The sequence below is a fragment of the Streptomyces sp. NPDC012508 genome, from assembly GCF_042902595.1.
GTDB lineage: Bacteria > Actinomycetota > Actinomycetes > Streptomycetales > Streptomycetaceae > Streptomyces.
In genome coordinates this window covers 42021-66566 of record NZ_JBIBEO010000002.1, presented here as the reverse complement: position 1 = coordinate 66566, position 24546 = coordinate 42021, and the positions used below count along the sequence as shown (strand labels likewise).

The window sequence follows — 24546 nt, the reverse complement described above, 5'->3', positions numbered from 1 at the left end:
GCCGGTCGCAGTCATGAACGAGTGGCTGTGCCAGTCTTAGCCGTCGATGTCGAGTGCTGTCCCGTACAGCCGGGATACCTTCAGGCGGACGACCACCCGGCGCTCGGCGACCAACTGCTCCAGGAACGCGCCTTCATCCTCAGGCTTCGCGGCCTCCGGAATCATCGCGAGGAGCTCTCGCCCTGTCGCGTCCCCCGGCGTGGTCGTGATCTCGGAGACCTCGGCCTCGCCCTCGGCCACGGCGAACGACCACACGTTGCCGCCCGGCACATGCACGGCCGCTCGCGCGTCACGTCGGAGTTGCTTGACCTTGACGCGGTCGGCAGTGGTGGAGAACCGCACGATGCGCTCCTCGGCGTCCCAGCTGTAGAGCATGGTGGTCAGATGAGGATGGCCACTGCGCTTATTGGTGGCGAGAGTGCCGAACTGCTGAGTGCTCAGCAGTTCGGAGAGAGCATCGTCGGACAGGGAGCGGGGAGCTGCGGGCTTTTGCGTCATGACGCGCTCAACTCGTGTGTGTGTCTGGGCATTCCACGCTACTCAGAAATGCGTCTACCAACTTTCGCGACAGGCCTCAACCCGAGCGTCACCCAGCACAGCACGTCCCCTCGGGGGAGAAGTGCCCTCCGAACGGGTGGACACCTGACGGTGCGGGCGACGGTGGAAGAAGCCGCAACCCTGTGGACAGTCGAGAGAAGCAGGTCGACGGCCGTGAGCACTGAGGCATAAGCATTTGCATGCGGGGCATTCGTCGTTCTGCTTGACGCTGCCAGGGCCGGGGGTCCTGGCGTTGGCTGCCAGGGAACAGTCACCGTCTCGCGGTACGGGTCCGCGAGGAGGGTTGGGAGGGGAGAGGCTTGACCATGATCCGTCCGGCGGAGAAGGAGCTGCGTGAGGTGTTGGCCCGGTTCGCTCAGGCACGCATCGAACACGACGCGCGCCCTACCGGGTCCACCAGCATGGCCCTCGAAGACATCACGTACACCTTGTGCGTGATGACCGGGGAACGCACCCTCGAGCGGGCCCTGCTTGCAGCGGACGCACTGCTTGACCAGTACAGCGGCCGTGCGGGCGTCTCCCAGGAGGACGCGACACTGGCGGCGTAGGCCCAGCCCCCCCGCTGGCCCTGGCGAGGACGCCCGCCTGCACACGATGAGGCGGCCGTCGGGTTCTCCCGATCGGCCGCCTTTGCGTTGTTCCTCGCGTCAGGAGCCCAGGGCCCCTTCGAGGGTGGAGTGGCAGGGGATGACGGCGTCGACGCCGATCAGGGTCAGGACGCGCTGGACGTTGTCCGTGGGTGCGGCGATGCGCAGCCAGCCCTGTGCGTCCCGGTGGCGATACGGACGCCGTCGACCACCCGGTGCGCCGCGGGCAGCCGGGCGGGCCGTCCGGTTTGATCGTTGCTGGTCGTGGTCACCTCGACGCCGTTTATGCTGCCCTCCAATAGGGGCGTGCGCGGTCGGTTCTGCCCCCACCCGCCCCAGGTTCGGAGGCACCCGGCCGTGTGAACGGGAATGAGGACGACTGCGGTGAGACCCTACGCCGACCGTGACGGCAGCGCACAGCCTCCATCAGGCGGGTACCTGATGTGCGTCGGCTACGCGCTCGACGGGGAAGGCGGCTGCATCGCTGACGCCCGCCACCATGCCGCCGCCTTCCTCGACAAGGCCCGCGCCGAGCACGACCTGCCGGTGTCGGATCGCGCGCGGGACCTCACCAGCCTGGTCGTCAGCGAACTGGTCACCAACGCCTGCAAGTACGCCCCCGGCCCCGTTCTGATGGAGCTCCGCATCAGCATGAGCAGCGTGGCCGTTGTCGTGTGGGACAGCGACCCGATCATTCCGGCGGCCCGTTCCGCCGATCCGGGCCGGGTCGGTCAGCACGGCATGGAGATTGTCAAAGCTGTCACCGAGGAACTGCTCATCCAGCAGGAGCCAGTTGGCAAGTGCATCACTGCCCGCATCGCCCTGGCCAACGCTCCCAGCCCGGCGTAGAAGGCCACTCCTGCCCGGCACGAGGAACGGGCATCGGCGGTCGGCCCCGCATACGACGGCGAGGCCGAGGCCGAGGGCGGGTCTCGACATTGGTGGGGCCATAGGCTCCACACACGCCGCCCTGGGCGCCGCGGGAGGGCATCACTGTGGGCCGGGTAGATGCCGGGAGTGGTGGCCGCCAGCCTTCTCACACCGCGGGCCGGAGAGTACGAGTTATTGAAAGGAGCCCCCACCCGCCCGATACGGCTGCCCGCCGGGAGCCCTCCTGGCGGCGCGACCGGCGTCTCACCCGACAGACACGTGGCGACCGTGCGCCGGTTCAGCCCGGTCTCCTTCGCGATCTCCCGCAGGCTCATCGCGCCGGACTCATACAGACCGCGAAGCCGCCTCAGCTCCGACCGGCGATGCGCGGATCCACGACCACTCGGCGGGACCCCGGTCTGGCCGACCGGTGTGAATGTGTGACTGTGCTGAGCTACGGCGCCTCACCAACACCGGTTTCGTCCTCCTTCACCGCAAATGCCCCGGCCGGGACCTGCTGACCGGCGAAGAGGAAGACAACGCCGGACACCGACGGGTGCGGGCCCGCGTCGAGCACGTCTTCGCCCGCATGAAGCACTACGAGATCCTCCGCGATTTGCCGGCAACGCGGCACCGGTCTCCATCACGCGGTCCAGGCCGTCGCTCCCATGCAGAACCTCGCCCTCACCGCATGAGTAGACCGGTCACGAGTCCGGCCCTGACCTGCGCAGACAGTACTAGTTGAAGTCAAGAATCTGCTGGTAGAGGTGGCGGGAGCGTTCGTGATTTCCGGCATTGCATTTCACGTCGGACCAGTACATGAGCGGGTCGGCGTTCTGCTCAGGTGGGCCGTCGGCGTCGGCGCTCTGCTGGAGCGGCCTACGAGCCTCAACCAGATTCTCGGCCCGTACCTCTAACACCGCCAGGTTCCACGACGCTGCCAGGACGATGCCCCGCTGGCCGGTATTGGTCGCCTGTCCGAAGAGGCTGCGAGCGTCCCCAACGTTTCCGGTGTCTCTCTCGAGCAGACCCCAGCAGTTGAGCGCCCAGGCCTGCGCCCGCCCGCAACCGTCGACCGCCGTGGCGCCACCTTCACCCCGGCTCCTCTGCGACATCTCCTCCGCGCCCTTCGAGACCCGACCACCCATATTCATCCGAACTCGGCAAAGCCGATTTCGTGGAGGCGATCTTCACCGGCGACGCCGATTTCGGGTCCCTGTCATCAGCGCAAAGAACGCCAACGTTTTACGCCCAGAGTCCCGGCGCAGGCTCGCAAAACGATCATTCTGGCCACGCTGCATGGGAGGCGCACGCGCTGGTCCGGCCTGCGTGGGGTTTGCCTTGCTTGAGGGCGGGGACTCGCGGTGCGAGGGGCGCCTGCAGAGGGTGTCCTGTCACCGGAGGAGATCATGATTATCCTCGGAGTCATCCTGCTCGTAATCGGCCTCCTGGCTGGCATCGGCATCCTTTGGACCATTGGGATCGTTCTGGTTGTGATCGGGGTTGTGCTGTTCATTCTGGGCGCGGTAGGTCACGCGGTCGGTGGGCGTCGGCACTACTGGTAGCCGCGCGGGCCGCATGGCGGTGGAAGGTGCCGGTTACGATGACGAGCCCCTTTGTGCGTGCTCAGCCCTTGGAGCCTCCGGCAGTGGCTTCGCCGGCCCGCCGGCTTGGCGAAGGACGTCGCGGACGCCGGTCCGATGGACCGCAGACCCGGTTCACGGCCCGCCCCACCAGTGCCCCTCAGCCCTGCGTGCTCACGCGACGTGAGGCGCAAGCCCGCAATTCTTGCGTCGTCCGTGCCGTTCCCGGTGGGGGCGCCGCGTGGCTGGTCGGGCTCCAAGCAGGCGCAGCGAGGCGCCCTTCGTCGGGCCCTTCAGGGCGGCACGCCGGTTGCCGGCCTTGGGGTTCTTGCCAGCCTGGCAGCTTCGGTCACTTGAGCGCCGTACTTTGCTGTCGTTGACGCGAATACGGCGGCCGAACGGATTCGGGAGCGCAGCGCTACCGTCGCGGTAGGCCCCGTGTCCTTCGGGCGAGGCCGAGCCGTTCTGGCCGCGGACCGCGACGGCGCGACGGTCGGGGTCTGGGAGGGGAAGGTCCAGGCAGGCAGCTGGAGTCTTAGGCTGCCGGAGTTCCAGCAGCTGCCCGTGGAAGCGAGACCTGCCGAACCGTGCCACGGCGGGCCGGCGGCGCCTGTCCGGGCGTGGCCGGCAGCGGTGCGCCGTTCGTCTAACCGGCGAGAGCGAGGTTGGGCATCCGAGTGCTGCTGCGCATAGCGCGGTGAACGTGACTGGCGTGCTTCCCGTGGCAGCCACAGGAAGCGGCCCTTCGGCGGATCAGGTGGGCGGGGAAGTTCTCGATCAAGCCCGCGAAGGCGGGAGGCTCCATGGTCTTCGGGCATTGAGGACGATGACCTGCGTGCGGGGCTCCCGAATGATCTCGACGTGCGCAGGGGCGCTGCCCCTCTCTCTACACATCCGGACCCTCTCCTCCCATATCGCCCGGGTCTGGCCAGGTTGCGGCTGTTCACGGCCGACTCGTTCTCGACGCTGCTCAAACGCACTCGTCCGAGCGCATGGGCGAGGGTTTGGGGGCCGCGTGGCATCGCACGACGTGCGCCGTCTGGAGGAACACGTATTGCCGGATGACGGTGCTCGCCAGAAGCTGACGGCACGGCGAACAGATTCAGGAACCATGGAAGTAAGGCGTTGCTTCGCAGGCAGAGCACCAGGCGGTGCGGGAGGCGTTGCGACGTACATCCATGGCTGGACATCGCCGGTGGACAAGCCGGAGCTCAAGGGGTCGCTCGGCCACTGACTCAGGGTCCGAAATGGAATTGGTGAGGCACCATGGCACAGGAACGTCGGCAGCGAGACCCCGTCACGGCCCATCCACGACCGGAATTCCCCGAGCAGCAGCAGGAGTATCCGGGCTGGACCGGGCCGATGGACCCACCACCAGATCACGGTGAATCTTCCTACGAGGGGCACCAACTTCTCTCGGGGCGGATCTCCGTGATCACCGGGGGCGACTCGGGCATCGGCCGGGCCGTCGCACTCGCCTACGCACGCGAAGGCGCGGACGTCGTCTTCACCCACCTGCCCGAGGAAGCGGGAGAGGCCGAGGAGACCGCGCGTCTGGTTACAGAGGCAGGCCGCAGGGCGGTGGCGGTGTCCTGCGACATCCGTGAAGAACAGCAGTGCTCCGCCCTGATCGATCGCGTGGTGAGCGAATTCGGGCGGATCGACATCCTGGTCAACAACGCCGCCTACCAGATGTCACAGCCGGACGGAATCGGCGCCATCGACACAGAACAGTTCGACCGGGTCATGAAGACGAACCTCTACGGCATGTTCTGGCTGTCCAAGATGGCTCTGCCGCACATTCCCAAGGGCGGCAGCATCATCAACAGCGCCTCCGTACAGGGGTACAAGCCCAGTCCTCATCTTCTCGACTACGCCATGACCAAGGCGGCGATCGTCAACTTCACGCACGGGCTGGCCCAGATGGTCGCCTCGGACGGTGTTCGAGTCAACGCGGTGGCGCCGGGCCCGGTCTGGACGCCCCTGATCCCGGCGACCATGCCAGACACGGTCGAGTTCGGGAAGCAGTCCCCGCTTGGCCGCCCTGCGCAGCCCGCCGAGATGGCTCCCGCGTACGTCTTCCTGGCCACGGATCAGGCGAGTTACATCACTGGCGAGATCGTCAACGCCACCGGTGGAACTCCCCTTCCGTGAGATGAGGCACCGACGCCGGCCGGCCGGCGCCGCATAGTGGGCCGGAGCGCTGACCGCGCGGTCGCCAGCTGGCTGCTGTGACAGGTTGATCAGGGGCGGTCCAGCGCATCTGCTCCACACCTTGAACGCCGACGCCGGACCGATTCGCCGCCAGTCGAGAATGATGTTCGGAGCCGGCTTCACCTGCCTGTGCGCTTCGACCTCCTTGCCGCTCAGGCGCACGATGCGGTCGGCGTCGCGAAGCATGCCAGTGTTCGCCCCAGGCCGCTCGGTAGCGCCACGATGGCGATCGTGCCATCTCGGTGAGCAACGTTTCTGACGCCCGGGGAAGCGTGCTCCCTCCCCACCGGGGCACGGCCATGACGCAGCCGGGGCATGGAGGTGGCCCTCGTGCGCCCCGACCTCGTGGCGGAGATCAGCGCCGACACTGCCGTCGACCGCGGCGGCATCTACCGACACCCTGTGCGGTTCAAACGGCTGCGCCTGGACGTCACGATCGAAGATGTCCCCCAGTTCGCACAGGGCCCGGGGGCGGCCGACTGAGTACCGCAGTCTCCATGCCTCCGGTCTGACTCGCGCGGGCCCCGGCTCGTGCCCGCCTCCCTTTCCCCGCCACCCGGCCGCCCCGGTCGACTGCGGTCAGACTGCCGCGGCGAGGCAGCGATGAGTGATAGCCGCCGTGTTCCACGAGCCGCACACGTCGGACTGCCAGGCCGTCCAGAGCCGGTGGCAGTCCGCAGGTTTGGAAGCTCTCGAAAAGCGCAGACGCTCTGTTGACGCAAACCTTATATCTGCAGGTAGGAGGAACATCGTGGGCATCATCGCGTGGATTCTCATCGGTCTGATCGCCGGATTCATCGCCAAGGCACTCATGCCGGGCAAGGACCCGGGCGGCATCATCATCACGACCCTGATCGGCATCGCGGGCGGCCTCCTGGGCGGATGGCTCGGCAAGGTCATATTCGGCGTCGACTCCATCGACGGCTTCTTCGAGCTCTCCACCTGGATCGCGGCCATCATCGGCTCCGTGATCCTCTTGGTCCTCTACCGCCTTGTCGCCGGCAACCGACGACACTCCTGATCAGGCCTTCCAGCCAGCATCACGGAAGGGTCAAGGTGGCCGGCGCGACCCGTCGTGCGTACGGCGGCGACCGCCGGCAACCCGAGCAGTGGGCGCGGCGCGCAGGGCGGACGCACATCATCGCGCGCTGGCCACTCTCTGAACCGAAAGCGCCATCACCGGCGGCTGGCACACAGATGTGTGGAGGTGCGTGCTGGGGCAAGACTGGAGCAATGACGACGTTTCTCGGTGCCTTTGTCCTCGGCACGCCCGACCCTCCCGCGCTAGCCGACTTCTATCGAGCCCTGCTGGGGTGGCAGGAAGTCGACCGAAAGCCGGAGTGGGTCCGCCTGCAGGATCCAGAACGGGAACGCCCCAGCCTCAGCTTCCAGCTGGAAACCGATCACATTCCCCCCACCTGGCCGCAGCGCCCGGGCTCTCAGCAGATGCAAGCGCACCTGGACCTCCAGGTCGACGATCTGGAGGCGGAGACCGAACGGGCTTGCGCCCTGGGCGCGACGCTCGAGGAATACCAGCCCCAGAAGGACGTGAGGGTTCTACGTGACCCGCACGGCCATCCGTTCTGCCTCTTCCTTCCGGGCGCCTGAACGTCCCTGGCTCGGAGCCCAAACGGCGGCGAACCGGCTGACCGAGGCCCTGGGCTCGCCGCGGTGCAGGCCGCGGGTGACGGCATCCGCGGTCGGCCACGCCGTCCGGGCCGGTCTGCTGGCCTACCTGGGGGCGACGTCGATTTCCCTGACGTCCACCCCGACCAGGTCGCCGCGCTCGCCCGGCGCCGGGATCTGCCCGCCCTGCTCGACCGGCACGTCCCCTAGGCCCCGACCGGCCGCGAACCCCTCGGCGTGCGCCGGGACCGACTTCGACCAGGCCATAAGGGTCGGGTGGATCTAGCCCAGCCCCGGTCGGACCTGTTGGAACAACAGGTCCGACCGGGGCTGACGTGTAACTACCGTGCTTTGCTCAAGGAGCACTCAGCCGAGCAGAGAGCCGGGTCGGCAGCCCCTGCCGGGTCCAGGACCGCCCCGCCGTCCTTCGGCAGTCCCGTCCGGCGGGCCAGACGTGGCAGACGATCGGGTGGCGCGGAGTCGTCGTCGCCGGGTGGACGGAGCTGGACTCGCGCGGGGCGAACGGCGCCGCGACGACGCCCGTGCCCCGGTAGAGGAATGAGCCGCTCTTGCCGTAGGCGAACAGGCCGTTGCGTCCGTCACGGTCCACGTCTCCCATGCCGACGCCCCCCGGCCCCCGGTCACCCCCGCGCACCTGCTGACCGCAGTCGCCCGTGCGCGTATGCGGATCGCTGGGACCAACGCTGCCGCCGCTAGCGCCGTCATCGCCCTGAGTGGGACGCTCCAGGCCGGTCTTGCCACGCGCGTCGCCGGACCGGTCACCCTCGGCATGACGCTGATCGCCCTCTTCGTCCTCACGCTGCTGATCAGCGCCCTGTGGTACGACCGCGCATGCGCCACTTACCTCGACCCTCACATCTCGCCTCCGCCGTGAAGCTCGCCCGTCACGACTGAGGGGCCGCCGCTTCGCCTTGAGTGCGGCGAAGCACTGCGTTTCAAAGGAGATCGACGCGGCCGTAGCGGGCGATGGTCTCGTTCAGCTGTCTCTCGTCCGCGGCCTCGACCAGCTCGTTCACCACTCTGTCGCGAGGGCGCGGCGGACGCGGTAGCCCTTCACCGCGGCCTCGTCGCCCGGCGCGATGAGCATGTGGGACTTGCTGGTGCCGGAGTCGTCGATGAGGCAGAGAGGCTGGCTCTTCTTGATCCTCTCGCAGCTGGCGAGGGTGTGGGGCGTGGTGCCGGGCACAGGCCGGTCAGCCAAAGGCCTTGACCGCCTGGTAGTAGGTCCACGCCGTGCTGTTGCACGTTGTCTTCGTGGCACCGCTGTAGTTGAGGCACACGCGCTTGAGGTCCTCGTACAGGGCGCTGTCCAGGCGAGACTTGTTGGCGCTGAAGGTGCCGGCGGCCTTGTAGTTGCGGTAGCCGAAGTCGTGTCGGGCGCACGACATCGAGAAGGGGAAGCCGAGGGGGTTGTCCGGCGAGGTGGAGCAGTAGTCGGTCGACCAGTCGAAGGCGTAGGCGGACCAGGCGCCCTGATTGGCTCGGGCGGCGGCCCACAGGTTGTAGCTCGACGCGCTGGTCTGCGTCCAGCTGGAGAGCACCTGGGGTTTGTCGGCAGGGGCGGCCGTGGCGACAGTGGCGGTGGCGACGGTGGTGAGCAGGGCAAGGGCCGAGGCGGACAGGCCGACGGAAAGTCTTTGGTGCATCCCACACCTCCATGAGACTGCGGCCCGCCTTATGGGGCCGCAGGTGCATGACAAGATGATTGACGGGGCAACAGCGTTTGTATAGACCTTGGCGTGTTGGCCTTCGCGCGGAGTTATCAGCGGGACCGACCCGCGGGGCGGACGGATCGGGCGGAGCGGACAGGGCTAGGCCGTGTGTCGAAAGTCGATCTTGGACTGTGAATGATCACGGTCCATGGGACGGGGAGATCTCACGGATGAGCAGTGGGCGGTGCTGGAGCCGTTGTTGCCGAAGGGCACGAAGGCGGGCCGGCCGCCTGTCTGGCCTCGGCGGCGGTTGATCGACGGCATACGGTTTCGGGTCCGGACCGGTGTTCCGTGGCGGGATGTGCCCGTCGAGTACGGGCCGTGGGGTCGGGTCTACGACTTGTTCCGTCGGTGGCAGCGGACCGGAACTTGGCACCGGATCCTGACCCGGCTGCAGTCCTTGGCCGACGCGAAGGGTGCGATCACGTGGGACCTGAGCGTCGACTCCTCGGTCTGTCGTGCTCATCAGCACGCGGCTGGGGCCCGCAAGCAGGGGGCCTGCAGAAAGCCTCGCCGGGCGGGGTGTTCACCGAGCCCGATGATCACGGACTGGGCCGCTCACGCGGCGGGTTCACCACCAAGTTGCACCTGGCCGTCGAGCAGGGCCAAAAGCCCATGACGATCGTGATCACGGCCGGGCAGCGCGGGGACTCGCCGCAGTTCGAACCCGTGCTCAACAAGGTCCGAGTGCCCCGCATCGGGCCGGGCCGGCCACGCGTCCGGCCCGATCGCGTGAGGGCTGACAAGGCGTACGCCTCCCGCAAGAACCGTGCCTACCTGCGCCGCCGCGGGATCCGCTGCACCATCCCGGACAAGGCTGACCAGGCCTACAACCGCCAGAAGCTCGGCTCCCGCGGCGGCCGCCGCCGCGCTTCGACCCGGTCGACTACCGCGAACGTCACGCGGTCGAGTGCGGGATCAACCGCCTCAAGAGGACCGCGCCGTCGCCACGCGATACGACAAACTCGCAGTCCGCTACGAGGCGACCGTCCTCGTCGCGGCCATCCACGAGTGGCTGTGACCCTTGGCCATCACACGGCGGGATCCACGTTCCACGTCTCCGGCAGATCGCTGCCGCAGAAGACGCAGACGAAGTCGTCCTCGCGCACGATGTTGTGCTCCTGGCAGTTGAGGCACCGCCGGAACACCACCTCGTGGGTGAAGCCGGAGGGTCGCCCAAGTTCTATATCGTCCAGAGCATGAGCGACTGCCGGCCAGGAGGCCACGTCCGGGCAGTATCCGGTGGACTGGTTGCTGACCTCGCCCACCGCCCACCGGTCTGCCTCACGCATGAAGCTGATCTCGCCGGCACTCAGAACCATGTCCCCACCAGCGCAGGCCACGTGCTCGCTTCGCCGCGGCGCCAGCCGAAGCACACCATCCGTGCCAACCACGAAGGTGAACGGTTCCGTCAGCTCCGCTGCCGATCGCTCAGCGATCCAACCGTCGAAGTCAGCCGCCGAGCTTATCGGGCACCCGCCGCTGCCAGGCCGGACCGCAGCCTTCAGCTCAACCGGTCCGACGTATCGGTAACTCCGCCCCCGCGTACTCACATCAGCCAACCTAAAGCACTTCCGGCACACGCCCTAGAAGCGTCAAGGGCACACTTCCCGTCGCGGCCTGCCGACGCCGACAGACCACACGGCCTTCCACTCCGCTCCCGGCAACGCCTCAAGGAGTTCTCGTTGGCAGAGGCATCTGGCCTCCCGACCAGCCGACCCGTTCGCCCCGGAGCAACCAGGGAGCCGGGGCAGGAGCACAGTTGCAGGAGTGCCCTCAGGAACAGCCGCGAGGATGGCGTGCGGGTACGGCCAGAGGGCCCTGCCGGGTCAGGTTCCGGGGCGGGCCGGCTTCTGCTGGGACTCCACAAGCCGCGTACGGTCCTCCTGGCAGAGCGGATTCCCACCGACTCCATATCGGTCGACTTGGATATTGCGTACGGGACGAGTGCCAGGCTCGGCGGCTCGGGTGCGTGCGGCTGCGGGCTGAATCGTGAGCCAGCTCAGGCCCTTGCTCGCGCTGCGGCCGCGGAGCCGCTTCCGCAGAGACACGGTGCTGATCGTGGACGGCACCCTGGTGCCGACACGGGACCACAGTGTGGCGGAGCAGTCCAAGAACTACCGCTACTCGACCAACCACCAGGTCGTCATCGATGCCGACTCACGCCTTGTCGTCTCCGTCGGCCGGCCTCTGCCCGGCAACCGCAACGACTGCGAGGCGTGGGAACTGTCCGGAGCCAAGAGCTCGGTCGGCACACCACCGTGATCGCCGAAGGCGGCTACCGCGGCACCGGTCTGATCATCCCGCACCGCCGAGAATCCGGCCGGAACCGAGCTACCGGCCCGGAAGGAAGCCCACTACACGTCCCACCGCGAAGTCCGCGCCCGAGTCGAGCACCCCTTCGCCCGCATGAAGACCTGGAAGATCCTCCGCGACTGCCGCCTGAAAGGTGACCGCGTCCGCCACGCCATGTTGGGCCTTGCCCCGATGCCCAATCTTGCGCTGACCCGATGAGCGAGGGGTTCAGCCCGGCTCAGCCGCGCCGGAGCGCGCCGACTTCGGGGGCCTCTGGTGCCCGCACTCCAGCCGTTTGCCGTCCGCGTCAGTCACTGTGTACTCCAGGACGACCTTGGCCGGGTCACCGTCCTCGTAGAGCCACACGGTGATGCCCTCCTGGCAGACAGCGGTAGAGAACCAGATACCGGACCCCTCACCTCCGGAGCGACCGTGAAGACCTCCCCGGGTTTCAGCCAGAATTCCTCACCGTACGGCTCGACGAGGAGCCAGAGGTCGCCGTCGCCCACATTCTCCACAGGCAACCTGCTGCGTCCCACTCGTCCCCCAAGACCGCTGCCTCCATGAACGTCTACACGCTAATTCGCCCAGCCCGCATCGGCGCCCCTCAGGTGGCCCTCGTCCCACCGGCCCTGTGCGGGACAGCCCTTACTGCCGACGAATCTCTGACTCAGATCACCAGGCTGGCTCGGCGAGGGGATGCCTTCACGTCTCGGCGCGGCGGAACTTACGGTTTGTGTGTTACCCAGAGCAGTTCCGCCGGCCAGCGGTGTGCCCAGTCGGGTGGGTCGGTTTCGTTGTAGCCGTTGGGTGTTCCGAGTTCGGGCCGCGGCTCGATGAGGTCGTCGATGATGAGACCCGCGCCGCGCAGGACCTTGACCCAGTCGCCGTAGGTGAGCTGATAGCTGGTCGCGCCGTCGCCTTCGGCGATGGTGTTCAGCCCGAAGTAGTCCTTCTGCAGCGTCGTGGTCACGCGGCTGGCGGCTTCGTCGTAGCAAGCTTCGAACCATGGACTGGCGACGTTGAACACCAGGCGCCCGCCTCGGCCCAAGACGCGTGCGGCCTGCGGGACGGCCAGGTGCGGGGGCGCCCAGCTGAGCCCACCGAAGTCGCAGAACACCAGGTCGAAGCTGTCGGCGGCGAAGGGAAGTTGTTCGGCGGCGCCTTGCACCAGCGGGTAGTGGGCCGCTCCCATCGCGCGGGCCGCTGCGTCGAGTTGGGCTTCGGAGAGGTCAAGCCCGACCACGGTGGCGCCCTCGGCGGCGAGCGCCCTGGACCACTGGCCGGCGCCGCAGCCAAGTTCGAGGACGCGCTTTCCGGTGACGTCGCCCAGGGCGTGCAGCTGCGCGTCGGGGATGGAGTACATGCCCCACAGCCGGGGTGCAGCGCCGATTTGCGGGTCGTGCTCGTGCTGGTAGGCGCCGCTGATCTGGTTCCAGAGCCGCCGGTTGGCGGGGATGCTGTCCACATTCCGACTCCAGCACTGCCTGACGGGGGTGGTCAACACGATTAGGGCACTGGCCGGCCCTTGCCTCAGTCCGGCCCTGGCTCGGCCCATGATCCGCCGGACGAGACCTAGGCCCCGGTCTGCCTCTGCAGCGGACATGCACTGGCTCTCACGGAGACATGCGAGTCGGGAAGTTCACCGCAGGAGCGATGCGCTGCTGCTTGAGTGTGTCGGTGGGGGAGTGGTGCGTACATAGATGCCGGCCTGGACGCCCGCCATACCGGGGGTGGCCCACACCTATTCCAGCACAGTCATGACAGTTCGGGCGGCCTGCTGCGCTTCGTGGGGCTGTGACGTCCATGACCGCCAGGCCTGGCTCGCAGACGTGCACCTCGTGGATATGGACCATGCCCTGCGAAACCCAGCCAGCCGCGCGCCGGTTCGCTGACGCTAGGCATGTCACCAGGTCGAGTGAGCGAGCGGCGATGGACTTGTATGTGGTCCTGCTGCCGTGCCGGATGGTGGGCCGGGCTCCTGCCTGTGTCGTTGGGAGGTACCCGCCGGAGCGCTACCGGACTGCTCGGGGGCCGTGCGGCAGGCCCGGCGATGTGGCCGGTGCGATGATTGAGAGCGATGAGAGCAGGCTGATCAAAGGGGTTGCTGTGGCGGCTTACGAACTGGCGAACCGGCTTGTCATCGGGATCGCTTCCAGCGCGCTGTTCGACCTCGCAGAGTCGGACGCCGTCTTCCGGGAGCAGGGCGAAGAGAGCTACCGCGCCTACCAGGCAGAGCACCTCGACCACACACTCCGCCCCGGGGTCGCGTTCCCATTCATCCGCCGACTGCTGTCACTGAACGACCTGAGCGAGGACGGCGACCCCCTGGTCGAGGTCATCGTCCTGTCCCGGAACGACCCGGACACCGGGCTTCGTGTCATGCGGTCGATAGAGGCCCACGAGCTGTCGATAAGCCGGGCCATCTTCATGCAAGGCCGCTCGCCCTACCAGTTCATGCCGGCCCTCAATATGTCGCTGTTCCTGTCAGCGAACGACAGCGACGTCCGCGAGGCCGTCTCACAGGGCCTGCCGGCAGGACACGTCCTGGGAGAGCCGTACGAGGACGACACCAACGATCACGACCTGCGCATCTCCTTCGACTTCGATGGCGTGCTGGCCACCGACGCATCGGAGCAGGTCTACCAGACGGGAGGCCTCGAAGGGTTTCGCGCCCACGAGGTGCTGAACGCCGCGGTTCCGCACGATGCTGGACCGCTGAAAGACTTCCTTGCCAGCATCAACCGCATCCAGCAACGAGAGGAAGAGGAACGTCGGAGGGACGCCGAATACCGGATCCGTCTTCACGTGTCTCTCGTCACCGCACGCAACGCCCCCGCGCACGAGCGGGCAGTGATGAGCCTGAAGCAATGGGGAGTGACGGTCAACGACGCCTTCTTCCTCGGAGGCATCGACAAGGGTGAGATCATGAAAGTTCTCAAGCCGCACATTTTCTTCGACGACCAGGCAAGTCACCTGGCCAGCACGTCGCGGACCACCCCCAGCGTCCACGTGCCTTTCGGGAAGATCAACGAGCCGGTCCTCCTCGGCGACTCGCGGAACGCCTGACACCGGCCACAGCACCAGCACGCGGGCTGTCCCCGGGTGAACGGTGCCTGGATGAGGCTAGGGCGCCCGCAAGGCGGCGATCCGTCGCGCCGGCCTACCGTGCGCCGGTGAGCCTCGCCTCCGCGCCGTCCAGGAGTGTGTCCAGCACGTCGGGATAGGCGCTGAGATTCATCCGTTCTGCCAGCAGGTGCGCGGTGGCGGCGATGTGCGGATGGGTCTCGCGGGGCAACCGGGCATAGGTCGAGGCCCACATGCCCTCGTCCGCCTCTCGGGCCTCGTCCTTGACGGCCAGCGCGCCCGCGTCGAGGGCGGCGAAGGCCAGAGCCAGGTCGATGAAGGCGTGATACACGCCGACGGCGTCCGCTTCGCCGAAGCCCGCGCCGCGCAGGATGCCCAGGATCGTCTCGTCCACCTCGATCTCCCGGGGGCGGCCGGTGACACGGCTAGCGGTCAGCAGCGCGGCCTGGGGGTGGGCGAGATAGGAGGCGTGGATCGCCAGCCCCAGGGAACGCAGGTCGGCGCGCCAGCTCCCGGTGGCTGTCCAGCTGTCCAGGGCGCGCCCCATCAGCTCCTCGCCGATGGCCCGGGTGAGGCCGTCCAGGCCGGCGAAGTACCGGTACAGGGTGCTCGGGTCGGCGCCGAGAGCGGCACCGAGTCGACGTGCGGTCAGTCCGGCACTGCCGTGCTCGCGCAGCATCCGCAGCGCCGTCTGCACGATCAGCTTCTCCGACAGCACGGAGCCTTGCCGGGTCGGCCGCCGTCTGCGCCGCTCCGCCTCCGCAACCACCTTCTTCGGCATCGCTCCGCCGCCCCGCCCTCGCTCCTTATGCCAACGCTGTAGACCTTAACCGCCGGGACGGTATTGCATCAAGGCGTGCCCGGTGCTCGCCGGGGCCGTCCAGCGAAAGTGGTGTGTGAGATGCGAGTACTTCTTGTGGGTGCGGGCGGCGTCGGAACCGCGGTCACCCGTATCGCGGCCCGCCGTGACTTCCTGACCCACATGGTTGTGGCCGACCACGACCCGGTCCGCGCGCAGGCCGCAGTGGCCGCGCTCGGCGACCAGAGCCGGTTCAGCGCGCATCGTCTGGACGCCTCCGACGAGGCGGCGGTCCGCCGCCTCCTCACCGAGGAAAACTGCGACGTTCTGCTGAACGCCACCGACCCCAGATTCGTCATGCCCCTGTTCAACGCGGCGCTCGCCGCCGGCACGCACTACCTCGACATGGCGATGTCGCTGTCCGTGCCGCACCCGACCACCCCCTACGAACAGTGCGGTGTCAAACTCGGCGACGAGCAGTTCGCCCTCGCCGAAGCCTGGAAGAACGCCGACCGCCTAGCCCTGGTCGGCATGGGTGTGGAGCCCGGCCTGTCAGACGTGTTCGCCCGCTACGCGGCCGATGAACTCTTCGACGAGATCGAGGAGATCGGCGTCCGCGACGGCTCCAACCTCACCGTCGAGGGCTACGACTTCGCACCGTCCTTCAACATCTGGACCACCATCGAGGAATGCCTCAACCCGCCCGTCATCTACGAGAGAGGCCGCGGCTGGTTCACCACAGCGCCCTTCAGCGAGCCGGAGGTCTTTGACTTCCCCGAGGGCATCGGCCCGGTGGAGTGCGTCAACGTCGAACACGAGGAGGTTCTCCTCATGCCCCGCTGGCTGGACGCACGCCGGGTCACCTTCAAATACGGCCTCGGCGACGACTTCATCGCCAAGCTGAAGACCCTCCGCGACCTAGGCCTCGACTCCACGGCCAAGGTCACCCTCCCCGGCCCCGACGGGCCCCTCCAGATCTCCCCCCGCGACGTGGTCGCCGCCTGCCTGCCCGACCCGGCCACCCTGGGCGACCGGATGAAGGGCAAGACCTGCGCAGGCACCTGGATCAAGGGAACCAAGGACGGCACGCCCCGGGAGGTGTACCTCTACCACGTGGTCGACAACGAGTGGACGATGCGGGAGTACGGCTCCCAGGCCGTGGTCTGGCAGACCGCCCTCAACCCGGTGATCGCCCTGGAACTGATCGCCGACGGCACGTGGAAGGCAAGCGGCGTCCTCGGCCCCGAAGCGCTGCCGCCCCGCCCGTTCCTCGACCTGCTCGGCGCCTACGGAGCCCCATGGGGGCTGCGCACGCAGCGCTGACTCGCCGTCCCGCAGCGAAACGCAGCGACTCTCTTCCCTCACCCCCACACCAGGACTCCCGGCGAGCCCACCGTGGCCGCCGGGAGCCCTGGAAGCCGATCCCCGCTGGACCGGCGCAGGAGCCATCCCCGCCAGGAGGAACTCGGTGTGGCTCGGGAGCGCGACCACGTCGGAACCGGTGGACGCTCTCTCGCCCCTAAAGGGCCTGCACCGTTGAACATGCCGACCAGACAGCGAACAGTTCACTGAGCCCCCTGACCCCGCCGACGCCGTACCCCTGCCGTACAGCGCCGCATCGCAGCGACACCATGGACACACGCCCCAGCTGGGCCTCCGGCGACCCTGAGCAGCGGCGGTGCACTGACGCACGTTGCGGGGGCTGCCGGACCAGAGCTCCCTGCACGGCCTTGCCAGTTCCTCCACCCGCACCCGTACGGGACCGGCACCAGGGTTCACCACGACACCGGAATCGTCCGAGGCGCCAGCACCCCACGCCTTCTCAGGACAGATCCCGTCGTCCGTCTCGTGCGTCGATGTCGTCCTCTGCACGCTTGGACGGCTGGCTGTTGGCCTGGTGCCACGCGGTGTACAGAATGAGCGAAGTGCACGACAGGCTCCGCGCAGTCACCCATGGCATCTCCTTGGACTCCCGCTCCGCCGCCCCGGCGTAGCCCTCGAGGTCACGCTCGGCAGGCGGCCGGAGATGGCCCTGCACGCAGCCCCCAGGGCAACGGTCGCCCGGCTCCTGCAGGAACCGCCGGCGCCATCGCCGCAGCGTGTCCGGGTCCCATGGTGATCGCAGGCACGCAACCTTGCGGGCGTAGGAAGCCGTTGTCATACCGATCATGGAGTTGTCGATCGAACGGGAGTATCGAGCGGGTGATCGCGGGTGCTGCCCTGTATGAGAGCCGGTCCTGGCGGTATGCGGGCAATATCCAAAGGAACGGAGGCCCGCGCGCTGCTACGGTCGGGCGCTATGAGCTGGCTCCCCGATAGTTTCGTCCATCCCGTCCTGGTACCGCTGCCGGGCAGTGGTCATCACCTGCGGCCGATCCGGGAGGCGGACACCCCGCTCGACTATCCGGCTGTGATGGGTTCGCGCGAGCGGCTGTGGACCATCTTCGGCCCAGCCTGGGGCTGGCCTGCGGCCACCATGACCTACGAGGCCGACCAGGCCGACCTGTTGCGGCACGAGAAGGAGATCGCGGCACACCAGTCTTTCAACTACGCGCTGTTCGACGCGGCGGAGACAGCTCTGCTCGGCTGCGTCTACATCGACCCACCGGAGAGGGCCGGCGCGGACGGCGAGATCTCCTGGTGGGTGGTGGACGAGCTGGTGGACAGCAAGGTCGAGCAGGCCCTCGATGAGCTGGTGCCACAGTGGATCGCCGCCGACTGGCCGTTCGAGCAGCCGCGCTTCCTCGGCCGAGAGATCTCCTGGTCGGACTGGCTCGCCCTGCCGGAGCATCCCGACGCGTAAGTAGCTTTTGTCGTACAGAGCGGGTCGGTTGCGGGTCGAACTTGGGTGCTCGGTTTCGCCCTGGTCAGTCGGAATGTCGACAGGTGTGTCTCCCGCGTGGACGGCAGTACCGACTCGGGCACTGCCCTGGAGTTGTGGGACTGCAACGGCCAGTCATGCCAGAAGTGGAAGGCTGCCTGAACATTGTCCGCTTACGGGCCGCGCGGATAGGCACGGTTGGGACCCCGGTAGCAGTACGGGCGCAGGTCCCGGGGATCACGGAGCATCTTGATCCGGTTGACGTGCCCTTCGATGACACCGAGGTGCCAGGGCAGGGTGATGCCATCGATCTCAATGTCACGGTCCCGATCCGGTCAGACGCCGGATGTCTTGTACACGCGGTGAAGGGCGTGCGACGGTACGCGCGGTCTAGTCCAAGTCGATTGGCTGGGGGTTCCGTTGAATCGTTCTGTCCAAAGCTGGGCATGGAGAAGTGCGGTCACTGCTGCGGCACTTGTGGTGGCAGCCGGCGTGCAGTCACCAGCGCACGCGAGCGTGGCACAGGGAAGCGTGTACGGCTCAGGGACAGTGACGGATGACTGGGGAGACGAGGGCCCACTCTCCACCACCAAGAACAGACACAACAGCGTGGTCGGGCTGTGGCAGGGAGTCCTGATCGCTGACGGATACCTGCCTCAGTCCGGCCTCGACTGCGACTTCGGCCCGAACACCAGAGCCGCAACGATCGAGTGGCAGAGCGATCGCGGACTCAAAGCGGACGGAGAGGTCGGGCCGCAGACCTTCGGTAGAGCCGACAACAATCTCTTCTGGAACGGCTCCGAGATCCGCTACAACGGCACCAACAGCGATCTCGGCAGCATGTACAGGAACAGCGCGGGCCGGTGGTACGTCGCCGGCAGCAGCAGCATCGCCTACCTCTCCTACTCCGACGACAGCCTCTGCGGATGACCGGGAACTGAGGCAGCCGCAGGACAGGCTGAAGGCTCAGTGAAGTGTGTCCGGCATGTCTGCTCCGATGTGGTCACGTCGCCCGGGTCCGGTCCGGGCGACGCGGCCACGGGGCGGCTGTCGCTGTGGCCCGGTCCTCCACCGGGAGGGGCGTGCTCGCCTGCTGAATCCTGGCGGTGGCACCGACGCCCGCGTTGGCTGCCAAGCTGCCGCTCTGGCGCCGGACGGCCATGATGAAGCGCGCTGGCTGGCGAGGAACATCGAGGCCGAATGTTCCCTCGTAGATCACGTACGCGAGGATATCGGCGCCGTTCCGGTGGCGGCCCGCTGCGATGGCGCTTGTCAGCCCGCGCTGCGGCGTTCGGCGCCGCCCTCGCCTGAGGCCCGCATCCGCCGGGGATGCGGGCCTCGTGGGACAGGCGGGCCTGGTCAGGGGCGGTCTGGGCTATGCCCGGTCTGCGCCGGTGAACCGTCCGGTCGTCCGACCGCGTGGATCCGAGAGGTGCCGGTCCGGTCCGGGTGGGCCGTTCACGACTGCACCACCCTGATGGCGTCGCAACCGAAGAAGCGGAAGGTCCGGCCGGTGGCTCCGTCGGTGAACGATCCCTTCGCACAGGCCTCGGTGTCCGGCCGCTGGAGACCGGAGGTCGCCGAGGCGAAGTGGAGCATCATGTCGAGGTCACCGTCCCTGACCCGTTCGACCGGGGTCGTGGTGCGTTCGACCACGTTCTCGATGTGGCCCCGGTTGTGGGCTTCCGTGCTGCCGCCCGTGCCGCCGTAGACGGCGGTGCGGGGGCCGAAGCGAACCGTCAGGGGTTGGATGGTGGTGGCGTTGAAGTCCAGTGGGAGCGCGTATTCGCCGGCCCTGGTGGTCAGGACGCCGACGGGGACGGTGTCGGCGGGGATGTTGACGGAGTTCGGGTTGGCCCCCGGCTTGATGTTGATGGCGACCGGCACGACGCAGTCGAGGGTGAACTCGGCCGGCCGGTGGTTGTTCGCTTCGACGGGGTCGGTGTCGTCCGGTCGAGCCGGTGTGATGGAAGCGGTGAAACGGTAGGTGTGGAATCCGGGCTGTGAGCAGCCGATGGTGAAGACGCTGTCGAAGGACTGCGGCGTCCCGGTCGCGAGTGCGGAGATGGTCCGCGTCGACGAGGAGGGCACGACCGTGGCGCCCGGGTCGGCCGTGGCGGCGGTGGCCAGTACGGCGTCCATCGGGCTGGACGGCCCATTGTTCGCCACGGTGCCGTGCAGCGTGACGTCGAGGGTCTGCCCGATGATCACCTGCGTGGGCGGTGTGGTGGGGGCGAAGGACGTGACGGCGAGGTCGGCGATGGCGACCACCCTGGTGTCGGTGGCGGCGGTGTCGTTGTCCGCCACCGGGTCGGGGCCCATGAGGTTGTCCACCACCGCCCGGTTGGTGAGGGTGACCGGGCCGCCGGCGTTGTACACGAGATCCGCCGGCACATGGGCGGTGATCGTGACGGTGCGGGAGGCTCCGGGCAGGAGGTCGCCGACGCCGCAGGTCACCGTCGCACCGGACGTGTGGCATGCCGCGTCGTCGCTGACGTAGGCGACCTGCGACGGCAGGGTGTCGACCAGGGTCACCGCGGCGGCCGGCCTGACGCCGTGATTGGTGACGACGGCGGTGTAGACGATGTCCCTGCCGGCCGCGACGGGGTCGGGGGTGTCGGTGACGGTGATGCCGACGTCGGTGGTGTTCGCCTCCTCGTGCATGGCGAGGAGTTCGCTGTAGGTGGGGACGTCTGCGCTCTCCCGGTTGATTGCGGCGTCCGCGGACTCACCGAACTGACGGAACGGCAATGAGACGGAGGTCCAGTCGTCAGAGCCCCCCATCGTCTCGTTGGTGGAGCTGTTGGTGCACTCGCTGGGACCGCGCAGGCCGGCGTCGTTGATGTTCGTGGGGAGCACCGGGCCGGTCCTGTCGCCGTCACCGTCCCAGTCCGGGCTGATGTCGAGGTTGTTCGGGACCTTCATGCCCTTGCGGTTGGTGAATTGGAACCGGTTCACGGAGTCGGTCGCGTCGAGGATGGTCGGTTCGGTGAGGGCGTCTTCCCGGAGCTCGGGCAGCGGGGCGTGTCCGCGCTCGCCGTCGGTGGTCCTGGGCGGCGAGTAGTCGAGGATGGCGCCGCCGCCGACGCGGGGGATGCCGAGCTGATGGTCGTAGTTCAGGACGCTCACGTAGTTCGGCTTGCAGTTGGGTTGTTCCTCGTGCCCGCCGTGACGCAGGTTCAGGTTGTGCCCGAGCTCATGCATGATCGTGCCGGCTTCGGGGCTGAAGACGGCGAAGTCGTTGCCCCCGAGCTCGCCCTGGCCACCGACCTGATCCGGGCATGTGGCCACACCAGGCAGCTCGAGGAGCTGCCCGTAGTGGAAGACCTTGCGCCGGTTCCCGTCGAACTGAGAGGCCTTGGTGGCGTAGAAGGCAGCGTCGAGGCCGCACGCACCGCGAGCGAGGATGTCCCCGCCATCACCGAGGTCGTCGCCGACGAGGCAGTCGGTGTCGTCCTCGTCGGTGATGCCGTCGCCGTCGTTGTCCATGTTGTCCGTGCAGTTGGTCGGCTGCGGGTTCTCGACGCTCGCGTCGAGGTAGTCGACCGGCACGCGGGGAGGAGGCCCCTGCCTGACGCACGTGGGATCGTTGCCGTCCTTCAGCCCGTCCCCACCGTTGTCGATCCCGTCGGAGCAGGTGCCGACGGGCCCGCCCTCACGGCCCATCGGGTCGACCAGGTCGCCGGTGTCGACATGGAGATTGATGCCTGGTACGCCGTCGGGGTTCGGGGGTGCGTCCACACCGACACCGCCGTTGTCGGCCCGCCTGCTCGACGCGGTTGAGCCTGCATCGGGCGGCGCCGCGGCGTACGCCTTCTTCATCGCCTGGATACCCGCGCGGGTGGGCTCGCGCCCCGCCTGCCAGTCCAGCTCGACGAAGACGTCCTTGTGGTCGGCTTTGGCTCCCATCGCCGGCAGGTCCACATCGATGTCGCCGTCGCCGTCTGCGTTGTACCCGTTGCGCTCCCAGCCGTCGAGCAGTCCGTCGCCGTCCGCATCACCTCTCGTCGAGGTCGTGCTGACATCGAAGCAGACCTGGACGGAGGGTCCGTCGTCCTCGCTCCCCTCGTCGCCGTCGCCCGACGAACAGGACTGCGGCCAGTTCACGTTGTCGGTCTTGTCAGCACCGGTGTCGCGCCACTTGCCGTCGGCGTAGGAGACGGTGAAGTCGAGGTTGTTGTCGTCGTCGTGCGGGCTGGCGTCGCCCAGGTCGTCGCCCGAGGTGCTGTCGTAGTCCCAGATCTGGATCCCGACGGGAACATCCTCGAGGGTGTCGGGCAGCTCCGTGGAGATGACCCAGTCCGGGTCGACTCCGGAGACGTTGTCGACCCGGGGCGTGCGGTACTCGACCCCGTTGATGAACACCTTCGCGTAGAAGTCGGGGTGGCCCTCCAACGCGGCTTCGAGCCCCTCGGACGAACACGGATCGACGCACCCGATGTGGGTGATGGTGACGGAGAACGGTCGGGTGCCTGCGGCCTGGGCTTGAGCCGGCAGAAATACCGGCAGAAGAGCCAGTCCCGCCATGGCGGCGACGGCGCGCAGCCGCTTCCCGGTTTGTCTCATAGAAGTCCCTCTCTTCGCGGGGGCGCTGGGCCCCGGGAACGCAAAGACAGCGATCCGCCGCACGGGAACGAGACCGGCACGCCGACCGCGCGCGACAGTGTGCCGGTCCGTGCTCTGCGAACTCCGAATCGGCGACGGCGAGTCCGCGCGGAGGCGTGAGCTGATCGTTTCTTCAGCAGGTCCGCTCCGCCGGTGGAGTGAAACGGCCTGCGTGGAAACCTCCGCCCGTGCACCGCGGTCGGCAGAGTGATCCAGGCAAGGGGGCGACGACGCCCGCGGAGAACCCGGCCGAGCGAGCCCGTGCTGAACGTTTCACGGGCCCGGCTTCACACCTCGATCGGCGGGCAGAGGCATCACCCCTGGTCGGCCGCGGTCGGATTGCGGGCCAGAGCGGCGGAGCGGTGCTGGGCAAGGCCGCGTCGGCAGCGCGAGGGCGCTGGAACATGGGAGAACGATCATGGGTGACTTCATCGTGAACACGTCCGCCGTCGGGGGCCAGTCGCAGCCCTGCGCCGACGCGCTGAACAGCAACGCCCTGTTCACGGCGCTCTGGGCGGACGACTCGGACGCCGGCATCAAGGGGCAGCGGGTCGACGCCGCAGGAGCGAAGGTAGGTACGGAGTTCCTCGCAAGCGAGGCGACCCCACCCGGCGACAATACGAACCGACAGTGGCCCTTCCTGGACTCCGTCGGCATGAACACCTTCGCGGCGTGGATCGAGCGACCCTTCAACCTGCCCCCGCCGACCCCGGTCGTGGTGCTGCGGCGGTTCTTCGACGGGCAGCCGTCCGGCCCGGCGGTCCAGGTCAGTACCGGCTCCATCGACCCCGACTTTCCGCCCACGGTCACCCGTTTGGTCGATGGTGGCTGCCTGGTCACCTGGACGGGCGCCGGGGAGCAGCAGCGCATCCGCGCGCAGCGATTCACGCCCGAAGGGCAGAAGACGGGCCCCGAGATCGCCGTGAACACCACCGCGGCCTTCCACCGCAACCCGGCCGTGACGCTGCTCAGCAACGGGGACTACGTCGTCGCCTGGACGAACGGCGAGCCGGTGGGCGGCGGCGGGCTCGTCTACCGCGTGTTCGAAATCGACGGCACACCCCGGACCGGCGAAATGCGTCCCAACGTCGGTGGCTTCACGGGGCGGAGCGCGCTGACGGCCCTCGACAACGGGCGCTTCGTCGCCGCACACATCAAGTCGACGGTGCAGAGCGACCTCGGCGTGCTCCAGACCACCGCCGTGGCCAGTGTCATCGACCCGGCGGGAAACGGCAGCGTCCTCCTCAGTGCCTCCGCGGGCTCGCCCAAGCACTTCCACCGGACCTCTCCGGCTCTGACGGCGCTGCCGGGCGGTCGCTTCGTCCTCGCCTGGGTGGAGAAGAGCGCGGACACCTTCCAAACCGTGCCGACCGTGATGGCACAGCTCTGCTCGGACACCGAGCTCGAGATCGGGCCCCGGGTCCAGGCCAGCTCCGGCACCAACGGCAATCGCTTCCACCTGAGCGCCGCGGCCGTGTTCGGCAACGGCAATCCGGGCAGCGTGTTCCTCTCGTGGGCGGACATGGCGGACGGCGGCGACACCACCATCCGCGGCAGCGTCCTCACCGCGGGTTCCGGCGGGCTGTCCTCGTAGAGGGCGATGCACTCACGGCCGGCCGAACACGACTTCGTGACAGCCGGCGTCGGGCTCGGCTCCGGCCGGGTCACCCGGGTGCCCGTGCGCGCCTCCTCGTGGGGTGTCGGGGCGTCCCTGCATGATGCTGAGCGGCCGTCCAGGCGACGAGGGCGGCCGCGCCGGAAAGGACCC

The 24546-nt window shown here is 68.0% G+C and carries 24 protein-coding genes and 4 pseudogenes; 17 read left to right on the top strand and 11 right to left on the bottom strand.

All coding sequences use genetic code 11. The annotated features are described in order from the left end of the window. Nucleotides 1-36: 36 nt before the first annotated feature. Nucleotides 37-498 carry a TIGR03618 family F420-dependent PPOX class oxidoreductase gene (locus ACFY8U_RS06230; RefSeq protein ID WP_389566371.1) on the bottom strand — a complete coding sequence of 154 codons (462 nt, stop codon included), beginning with the start codon at nt 496-498 and terminating at the stop codon, nt 37-39. A 365-nt stretch (nt 499-863) separates the two neighbouring features. Here ACFY8U_RS06230 and ACFY8U_RS06225 point away from each other — a divergent pair, with 365 nt between their 5' ends. The 3 genes and pseudogenes from ACFY8U_RS06225 to ACFY8U_RS06215 all read left to right on the top strand — a co-directional run. Further along, nucleotides 864-1106, top strand: coding sequence for a DUF5133 domain-containing protein (locus ACFY8U_RS06225; protein WP_389568210.1), 243 nt, complete (start codon nt 864-866; stop codon nt 1104-1106). A 480-nt stretch (nt 1107-1586) separates the two neighbouring features. Further along, on the top strand, nt 1587-1994 hold the full coding sequence (locus ACFY8U_RS06220; RefSeq protein ID WP_389566368.1) for an ATP-binding protein: 408 nt from the start codon (nt 1587-1589) through the stop codon (nt 1992-1994). A 458-nt stretch (nt 1995-2452) separates the two neighbouring features. Further along, nucleotides 2453-2710 (top strand): annotated as a pseudogene (locus tag ACFY8U_RS06215) (IS5/IS1182 family transposase); the annotation flags it as partial. 42 nt (nt 2711-2752) lie between these two features. Here ACFY8U_RS06215 and ACFY8U_RS06210 read toward each other — a convergent pair. Beyond that, nucleotides 2753-3130, bottom strand: a complete 378-nt coding sequence (locus tag ACFY8U_RS06210; protein WP_389566366.1) for a hypothetical protein — start codon at nt 3128-3130, stop codon at nt 2753-2755. Nucleotides 3131-3424: 294 nt separating this feature from the next. Here ACFY8U_RS06210 and ACFY8U_RS06205 point away from each other — a divergent pair, with 294 nt between their 5' ends. The 5 genes from ACFY8U_RS06205 to ACFY8U_RS06185 all read left to right on the top strand — a co-directional run bounded on the left by ACFY8U_RS06205 (nt 3425) and on the right by ACFY8U_RS06185 (nt 7420). Next, on the top strand, nt 3425-3580 hold the full coding sequence (locus ACFY8U_RS06205; protein ID WP_389566364.1) for a DUF6131 family protein: 156 nt from the start codon (nt 3425-3427) through the stop codon (nt 3578-3580). A gap of 1284 nt (nt 3581-4864) precedes the next feature. Continuing rightward, a complete protein-coding gene (locus tag ACFY8U_RS06200) occupies nt 4865-5752 on the top strand; it encodes an SDR family oxidoreductase (protein ID WP_389566361.1) in 888 nt (295 codons plus the stop codon). Nucleotides 5753-6142: 390 nt separating this feature from the next. Next, nucleotides 6143-6295 carry a hypothetical protein gene (locus ACFY8U_RS06195; RefSeq protein ID WP_389566358.1) on the top strand — a complete coding sequence of 51 codons (153 nt, stop codon included), beginning with the start codon at nt 6143-6145 and terminating at the stop codon, nt 6293-6295. A gap of 268 nt (nt 6296-6563) precedes the next feature. Continuing rightward, nucleotides 6564-6833, top strand: coding sequence for a GlsB/YeaQ/YmgE family stress response membrane protein (locus ACFY8U_RS06190; RefSeq protein WP_389566357.1), 270 nt, complete (start codon nt 6564-6566; stop codon nt 6831-6833). Between the two features lie 212 nt (nt 6834-7045). After that, nucleotides 7046-7420 (top strand): VOC family protein, encoded by a 375-nt coding sequence (locus tag ACFY8U_RS06185; RefSeq protein ID WP_389566354.1) that lies wholly within the window; start codon nt 7046-7048, stop codon nt 7418-7420. A gap of 123 nt (nt 7421-7543) precedes the next feature. On the opposite strand, the gene ACFY8U_RS06180 is transcribed toward ACFY8U_RS06185, so the two are convergent. Both ACFY8U_RS06180 and ACFY8U_RS06175 read right to left on the bottom strand, forming a co-directional pair. Continuing rightward, nucleotides 7544-7705 (bottom strand): hypothetical protein, encoded by a 162-nt coding sequence (locus ACFY8U_RS06180; protein ID WP_389566351.1) that lies wholly within the window; start codon nt 7703-7705, stop codon nt 7544-7546. 88 nt (nt 7706-7793) lie between these two features. Beyond that, complete coding sequence (locus ACFY8U_RS06175; protein WP_389566349.1) at nt 7794-8057, bottom strand: hypothetical protein; 264 nt, start codon at nt 8055-8057, stop codon at nt 7794-7796. Between the two features lie 63 nt (nt 8058-8120). Here ACFY8U_RS06175 and ACFY8U_RS06170 point away from each other — a divergent pair, with 63 nt between their 5' ends. Beyond that, nucleotides 8121-8333: a hypothetical protein gene (locus ACFY8U_RS06170; RefSeq protein ID WP_389566346.1), complete on the top strand. Its 213-nt coding sequence runs from the start codon at nt 8121-8123 to the stop codon at nt 8331-8333. Between the two features lie 64 nt (nt 8334-8397). Here the strand turns inward: ACFY8U_RS06170 and ACFY8U_RS06165 are convergent. Together ACFY8U_RS06165 and ACFY8U_RS06160 are read right to left on the bottom strand one after the other, a co-directional pair. Further along, nucleotides 8398-8633 (bottom strand): annotated as a pseudogene (locus tag ACFY8U_RS06165) (ATP-binding protein); the annotation flags it as partial. Between the two features lie 19 nt (nt 8634-8652). Then, nucleotides 8653-9105: a phospholipase gene (locus tag ACFY8U_RS06160; RefSeq protein WP_389566344.1), complete on the bottom strand. Its 453-nt coding sequence runs from the start codon at nt 9103-9105 to the stop codon at nt 8653-8655. Between the two features lie 214 nt (nt 9106-9319). On the opposite strand from ACFY8U_RS06160, the pseudogene ACFY8U_RS06155 reads away from it, so the two are divergent. After that, nucleotides 9320-10192 (top strand): annotated as a pseudogene (locus ACFY8U_RS06155) (IS5 family transposase). A gap of 10 nt (nt 10193-10202) precedes the next feature. Here ACFY8U_RS06155 and ACFY8U_RS06150 read toward each other — a convergent pair. Beyond that, nucleotides 10203-10724 (bottom strand): hypothetical protein, encoded by a 522-nt coding sequence (locus ACFY8U_RS06150; RefSeq protein WP_389566342.1) that lies wholly within the window; start codon nt 10722-10724, stop codon nt 10203-10205. Between the two features lie 448 nt (nt 10725-11172). On the opposite strand from ACFY8U_RS06150, the pseudogene ACFY8U_RS06145 reads away from it, so the two are divergent. Continuing rightward, nucleotides 11173-11685 (top strand): annotated as a pseudogene (locus tag ACFY8U_RS06145) (transposase); the annotation flags it as partial. A gap of 9 nt (nt 11686-11694) precedes the next feature. Here the strand turns inward: ACFY8U_RS06145 and ACFY8U_RS06140 are convergent. Both ACFY8U_RS06140 and ACFY8U_RS06135 read right to left on the bottom strand, forming a co-directional pair. Continuing rightward, entirely contained in the window at nt 11695-11832 is a 138-nt protein-coding gene (locus ACFY8U_RS06140; protein WP_389566339.1) for a hypothetical protein, read from the bottom strand. A 361-nt stretch (nt 11833-12193) separates the two neighbouring features. Beyond that, the gene (locus ACFY8U_RS06135; protein ID WP_389566336.1) at nt 12194-12934 is read right to left on the bottom strand and encodes a class I SAM-dependent methyltransferase; all 741 of its coding nucleotides are present in this window, start codon (nt 12932-12934) and stop codon (nt 12194-12196) included. 599 nt (nt 12935-13533) lie between these two features. Here ACFY8U_RS06135 and ACFY8U_RS06130 point away from each other — a divergent pair. Beyond that, on the top strand, nt 13534-14535 hold the full coding sequence (locus tag ACFY8U_RS06130; protein WP_389566333.1) for a 5'-nucleotidase: 1002 nt from the start codon (nt 13534-13536) through the stop codon (nt 14533-14535). 94 nt (nt 14536-14629) lie between these two features. Here ACFY8U_RS06130 and ACFY8U_RS06125 read toward each other — a convergent pair whose 3' ends face one another. Further along, nucleotides 14630-15334 (bottom strand): TetR/AcrR family transcriptional regulator, encoded by a 705-nt coding sequence (locus tag ACFY8U_RS06125; RefSeq protein WP_389566330.1) that lies wholly within the window; start codon nt 15332-15334, stop codon nt 14630-14632. A gap of 120 nt (nt 15335-15454) precedes the next feature. Here ACFY8U_RS06125 and ACFY8U_RS06120 point away from each other — a divergent pair, with 120 nt between their 5' ends. The 4 genes from ACFY8U_RS06120 (at nt 15455) to ACFY8U_RS06105 (ending at nt 19103) form a co-directional block, all read left to right on the top strand. Then, nucleotides 15455-16675, top strand: a complete 1221-nt coding sequence (locus ACFY8U_RS06120) for a saccharopine dehydrogenase family protein (protein WP_389566327.1) — start codon at nt 15455-15457, stop codon at nt 16673-16675. A gap of 976 nt (nt 16676-17651) precedes the next feature. Then, entirely contained in the window at nt 17652-18155 is a 504-nt protein-coding gene (locus ACFY8U_RS06115) for an N-acetyltransferase (RefSeq protein ID WP_389566324.1), read from the top strand. 45 nt (nt 18156-18200) lie between these two features. Then, a complete protein-coding gene (locus tag ACFY8U_RS06110) occupies nt 18201-18335 on the top strand; it encodes an RICIN domain-containing protein (protein WP_389566321.1) in 135 nt (44 codons plus the stop codon). A 447-nt stretch (nt 18336-18782) separates the two neighbouring features. Continuing rightward, the gene (locus ACFY8U_RS06105; protein WP_389566318.1) at nt 18783-19103 is read left to right on the top strand and encodes a peptidoglycan-binding protein; all 321 of its coding nucleotides are present in this window, start codon (nt 18783-18785) and stop codon (nt 19101-19103) included. 528 nt (nt 19104-19631) lie between these two features. On the opposite strand, the gene ACFY8U_RS06100 is transcribed toward ACFY8U_RS06105, so the two are convergent. Then, on the bottom strand, nt 19632-22739 hold the full coding sequence (locus ACFY8U_RS06100; RefSeq protein ID WP_389566315.1) for a hypothetical protein: 3108 nt from the start codon (nt 22737-22739) through the stop codon (nt 19632-19634). Nucleotides 22740-23196: 457 nt separating this feature from the next. Between ACFY8U_RS06100 and ACFY8U_RS06095 the strand changes: the two genes are divergently transcribed. Then, entirely contained in the window at nt 23197-24372 is a 1176-nt protein-coding gene (locus ACFY8U_RS06095) for a hypothetical protein (RefSeq protein WP_389566312.1), read from the top strand. The last annotated feature ends 174 nt before the right edge of the window (nt 24373-24546 follow it).

Coding starts and splice junctions, on each gene's coding strand:
- ACFY8U_RS06170 (WP_389566346.1), top strand. CDS start 8,121: ATGCGGATCGCTGGGACCAACGCTGCCGCCGCTAGCGCCGTCATCGCC.
- ACFY8U_RS06095 (WP_389566312.1), top strand. CDS start 23,197: ATGGGTGACTTCATCGTGAACACGTCCGCCGTCGGGGGCCAGTCGCAG.
- ACFY8U_RS06220 (WP_389566368.1), top strand. CDS start 1,587: ATGTGCGTCGGCTACGCGCTCGACGGGGAAGGCGGCTGCATCGCTGAC.
- ACFY8U_RS06120 (WP_389566327.1), top strand. CDS start 15,455: ATGCGAGTACTTCTTGTGGGTGCGGGCGGCGTCGGAACCGCGGTCACC.
- ACFY8U_RS06100 (WP_389566315.1), bottom strand. CDS start 22,739: ATGAGACAAACCGGGAAGCGGCTGCGCGCCGTCGCCGCCATGGCGGGA.
- ACFY8U_RS06180 (WP_389566351.1), bottom strand. CDS start 7,705: ATGGCCTGGTCGAAGTCGGTCCCGGCGCACGCCGAGGGGTTCGCGGCC.
- ACFY8U_RS06230 (WP_389566371.1), bottom strand. CDS start 498: ATGACGCAAAAGCCCGCAGCTCCCCGCTCCCTGTCCGACGATGCTCTC.
- ACFY8U_RS06125 (WP_389566330.1), bottom strand. CDS start 15,334: ATGCCGAAGAAGGTGGTTGCGGAGGCGGAGCGGCGCAGACGGCGGCCG.
- ACFY8U_RS06210 (WP_389566366.1), bottom strand. CDS start 3,130: ATGTCGCAGAGGAGCCGGGGTGAAGGTGGCGCCACGGCGGTCGACGGT.
- ACFY8U_RS06175 (WP_389566349.1), bottom strand. CDS start 8,057: ATGGGAGACGTGGACCGTGACGGACGCAACGGCCTGTTCGCCTACGGC.
- ACFY8U_RS06130 (WP_389566333.1), top strand. CDS start 13,534: ATGATTGAGAGCGATGAGAGCAGGCTGATCAAAGGGGTTGCTGTGGCG.
- ACFY8U_RS06160 (WP_389566344.1), bottom strand. CDS start 9,105: ATGCACCAAAGACTTTCCGTCGGCCTGTCCGCCTCGGCCCTTGCCCTG.
- ACFY8U_RS06200 (WP_389566361.1), top strand. CDS start 4,865: ATGGCACAGGAACGTCGGCAGCGAGACCCCGTCACGGCCCATCCACGA.
- ACFY8U_RS06115 (WP_389566324.1), top strand. CDS start 17,652: ATGAGCTGGCTCCCCGATAGTTTCGTCCATCCCGTCCTGGTACCGCTG.
- ACFY8U_RS06205 (WP_389566364.1), top strand. CDS start 3,425: ATGATTATCCTCGGAGTCATCCTGCTCGTAATCGGCCTCCTGGCTGGC.
- ACFY8U_RS06225 (WP_389568210.1), top strand. CDS start 864: ATGATCCGTCCGGCGGAGAAGGAGCTGCGTGAGGTGTTGGCCCGGTTC.
- ACFY8U_RS06185 (WP_389566354.1), top strand. CDS start 7,046: ATGACGACGTTTCTCGGTGCCTTTGTCCTCGGCACGCCCGACCCTCCC.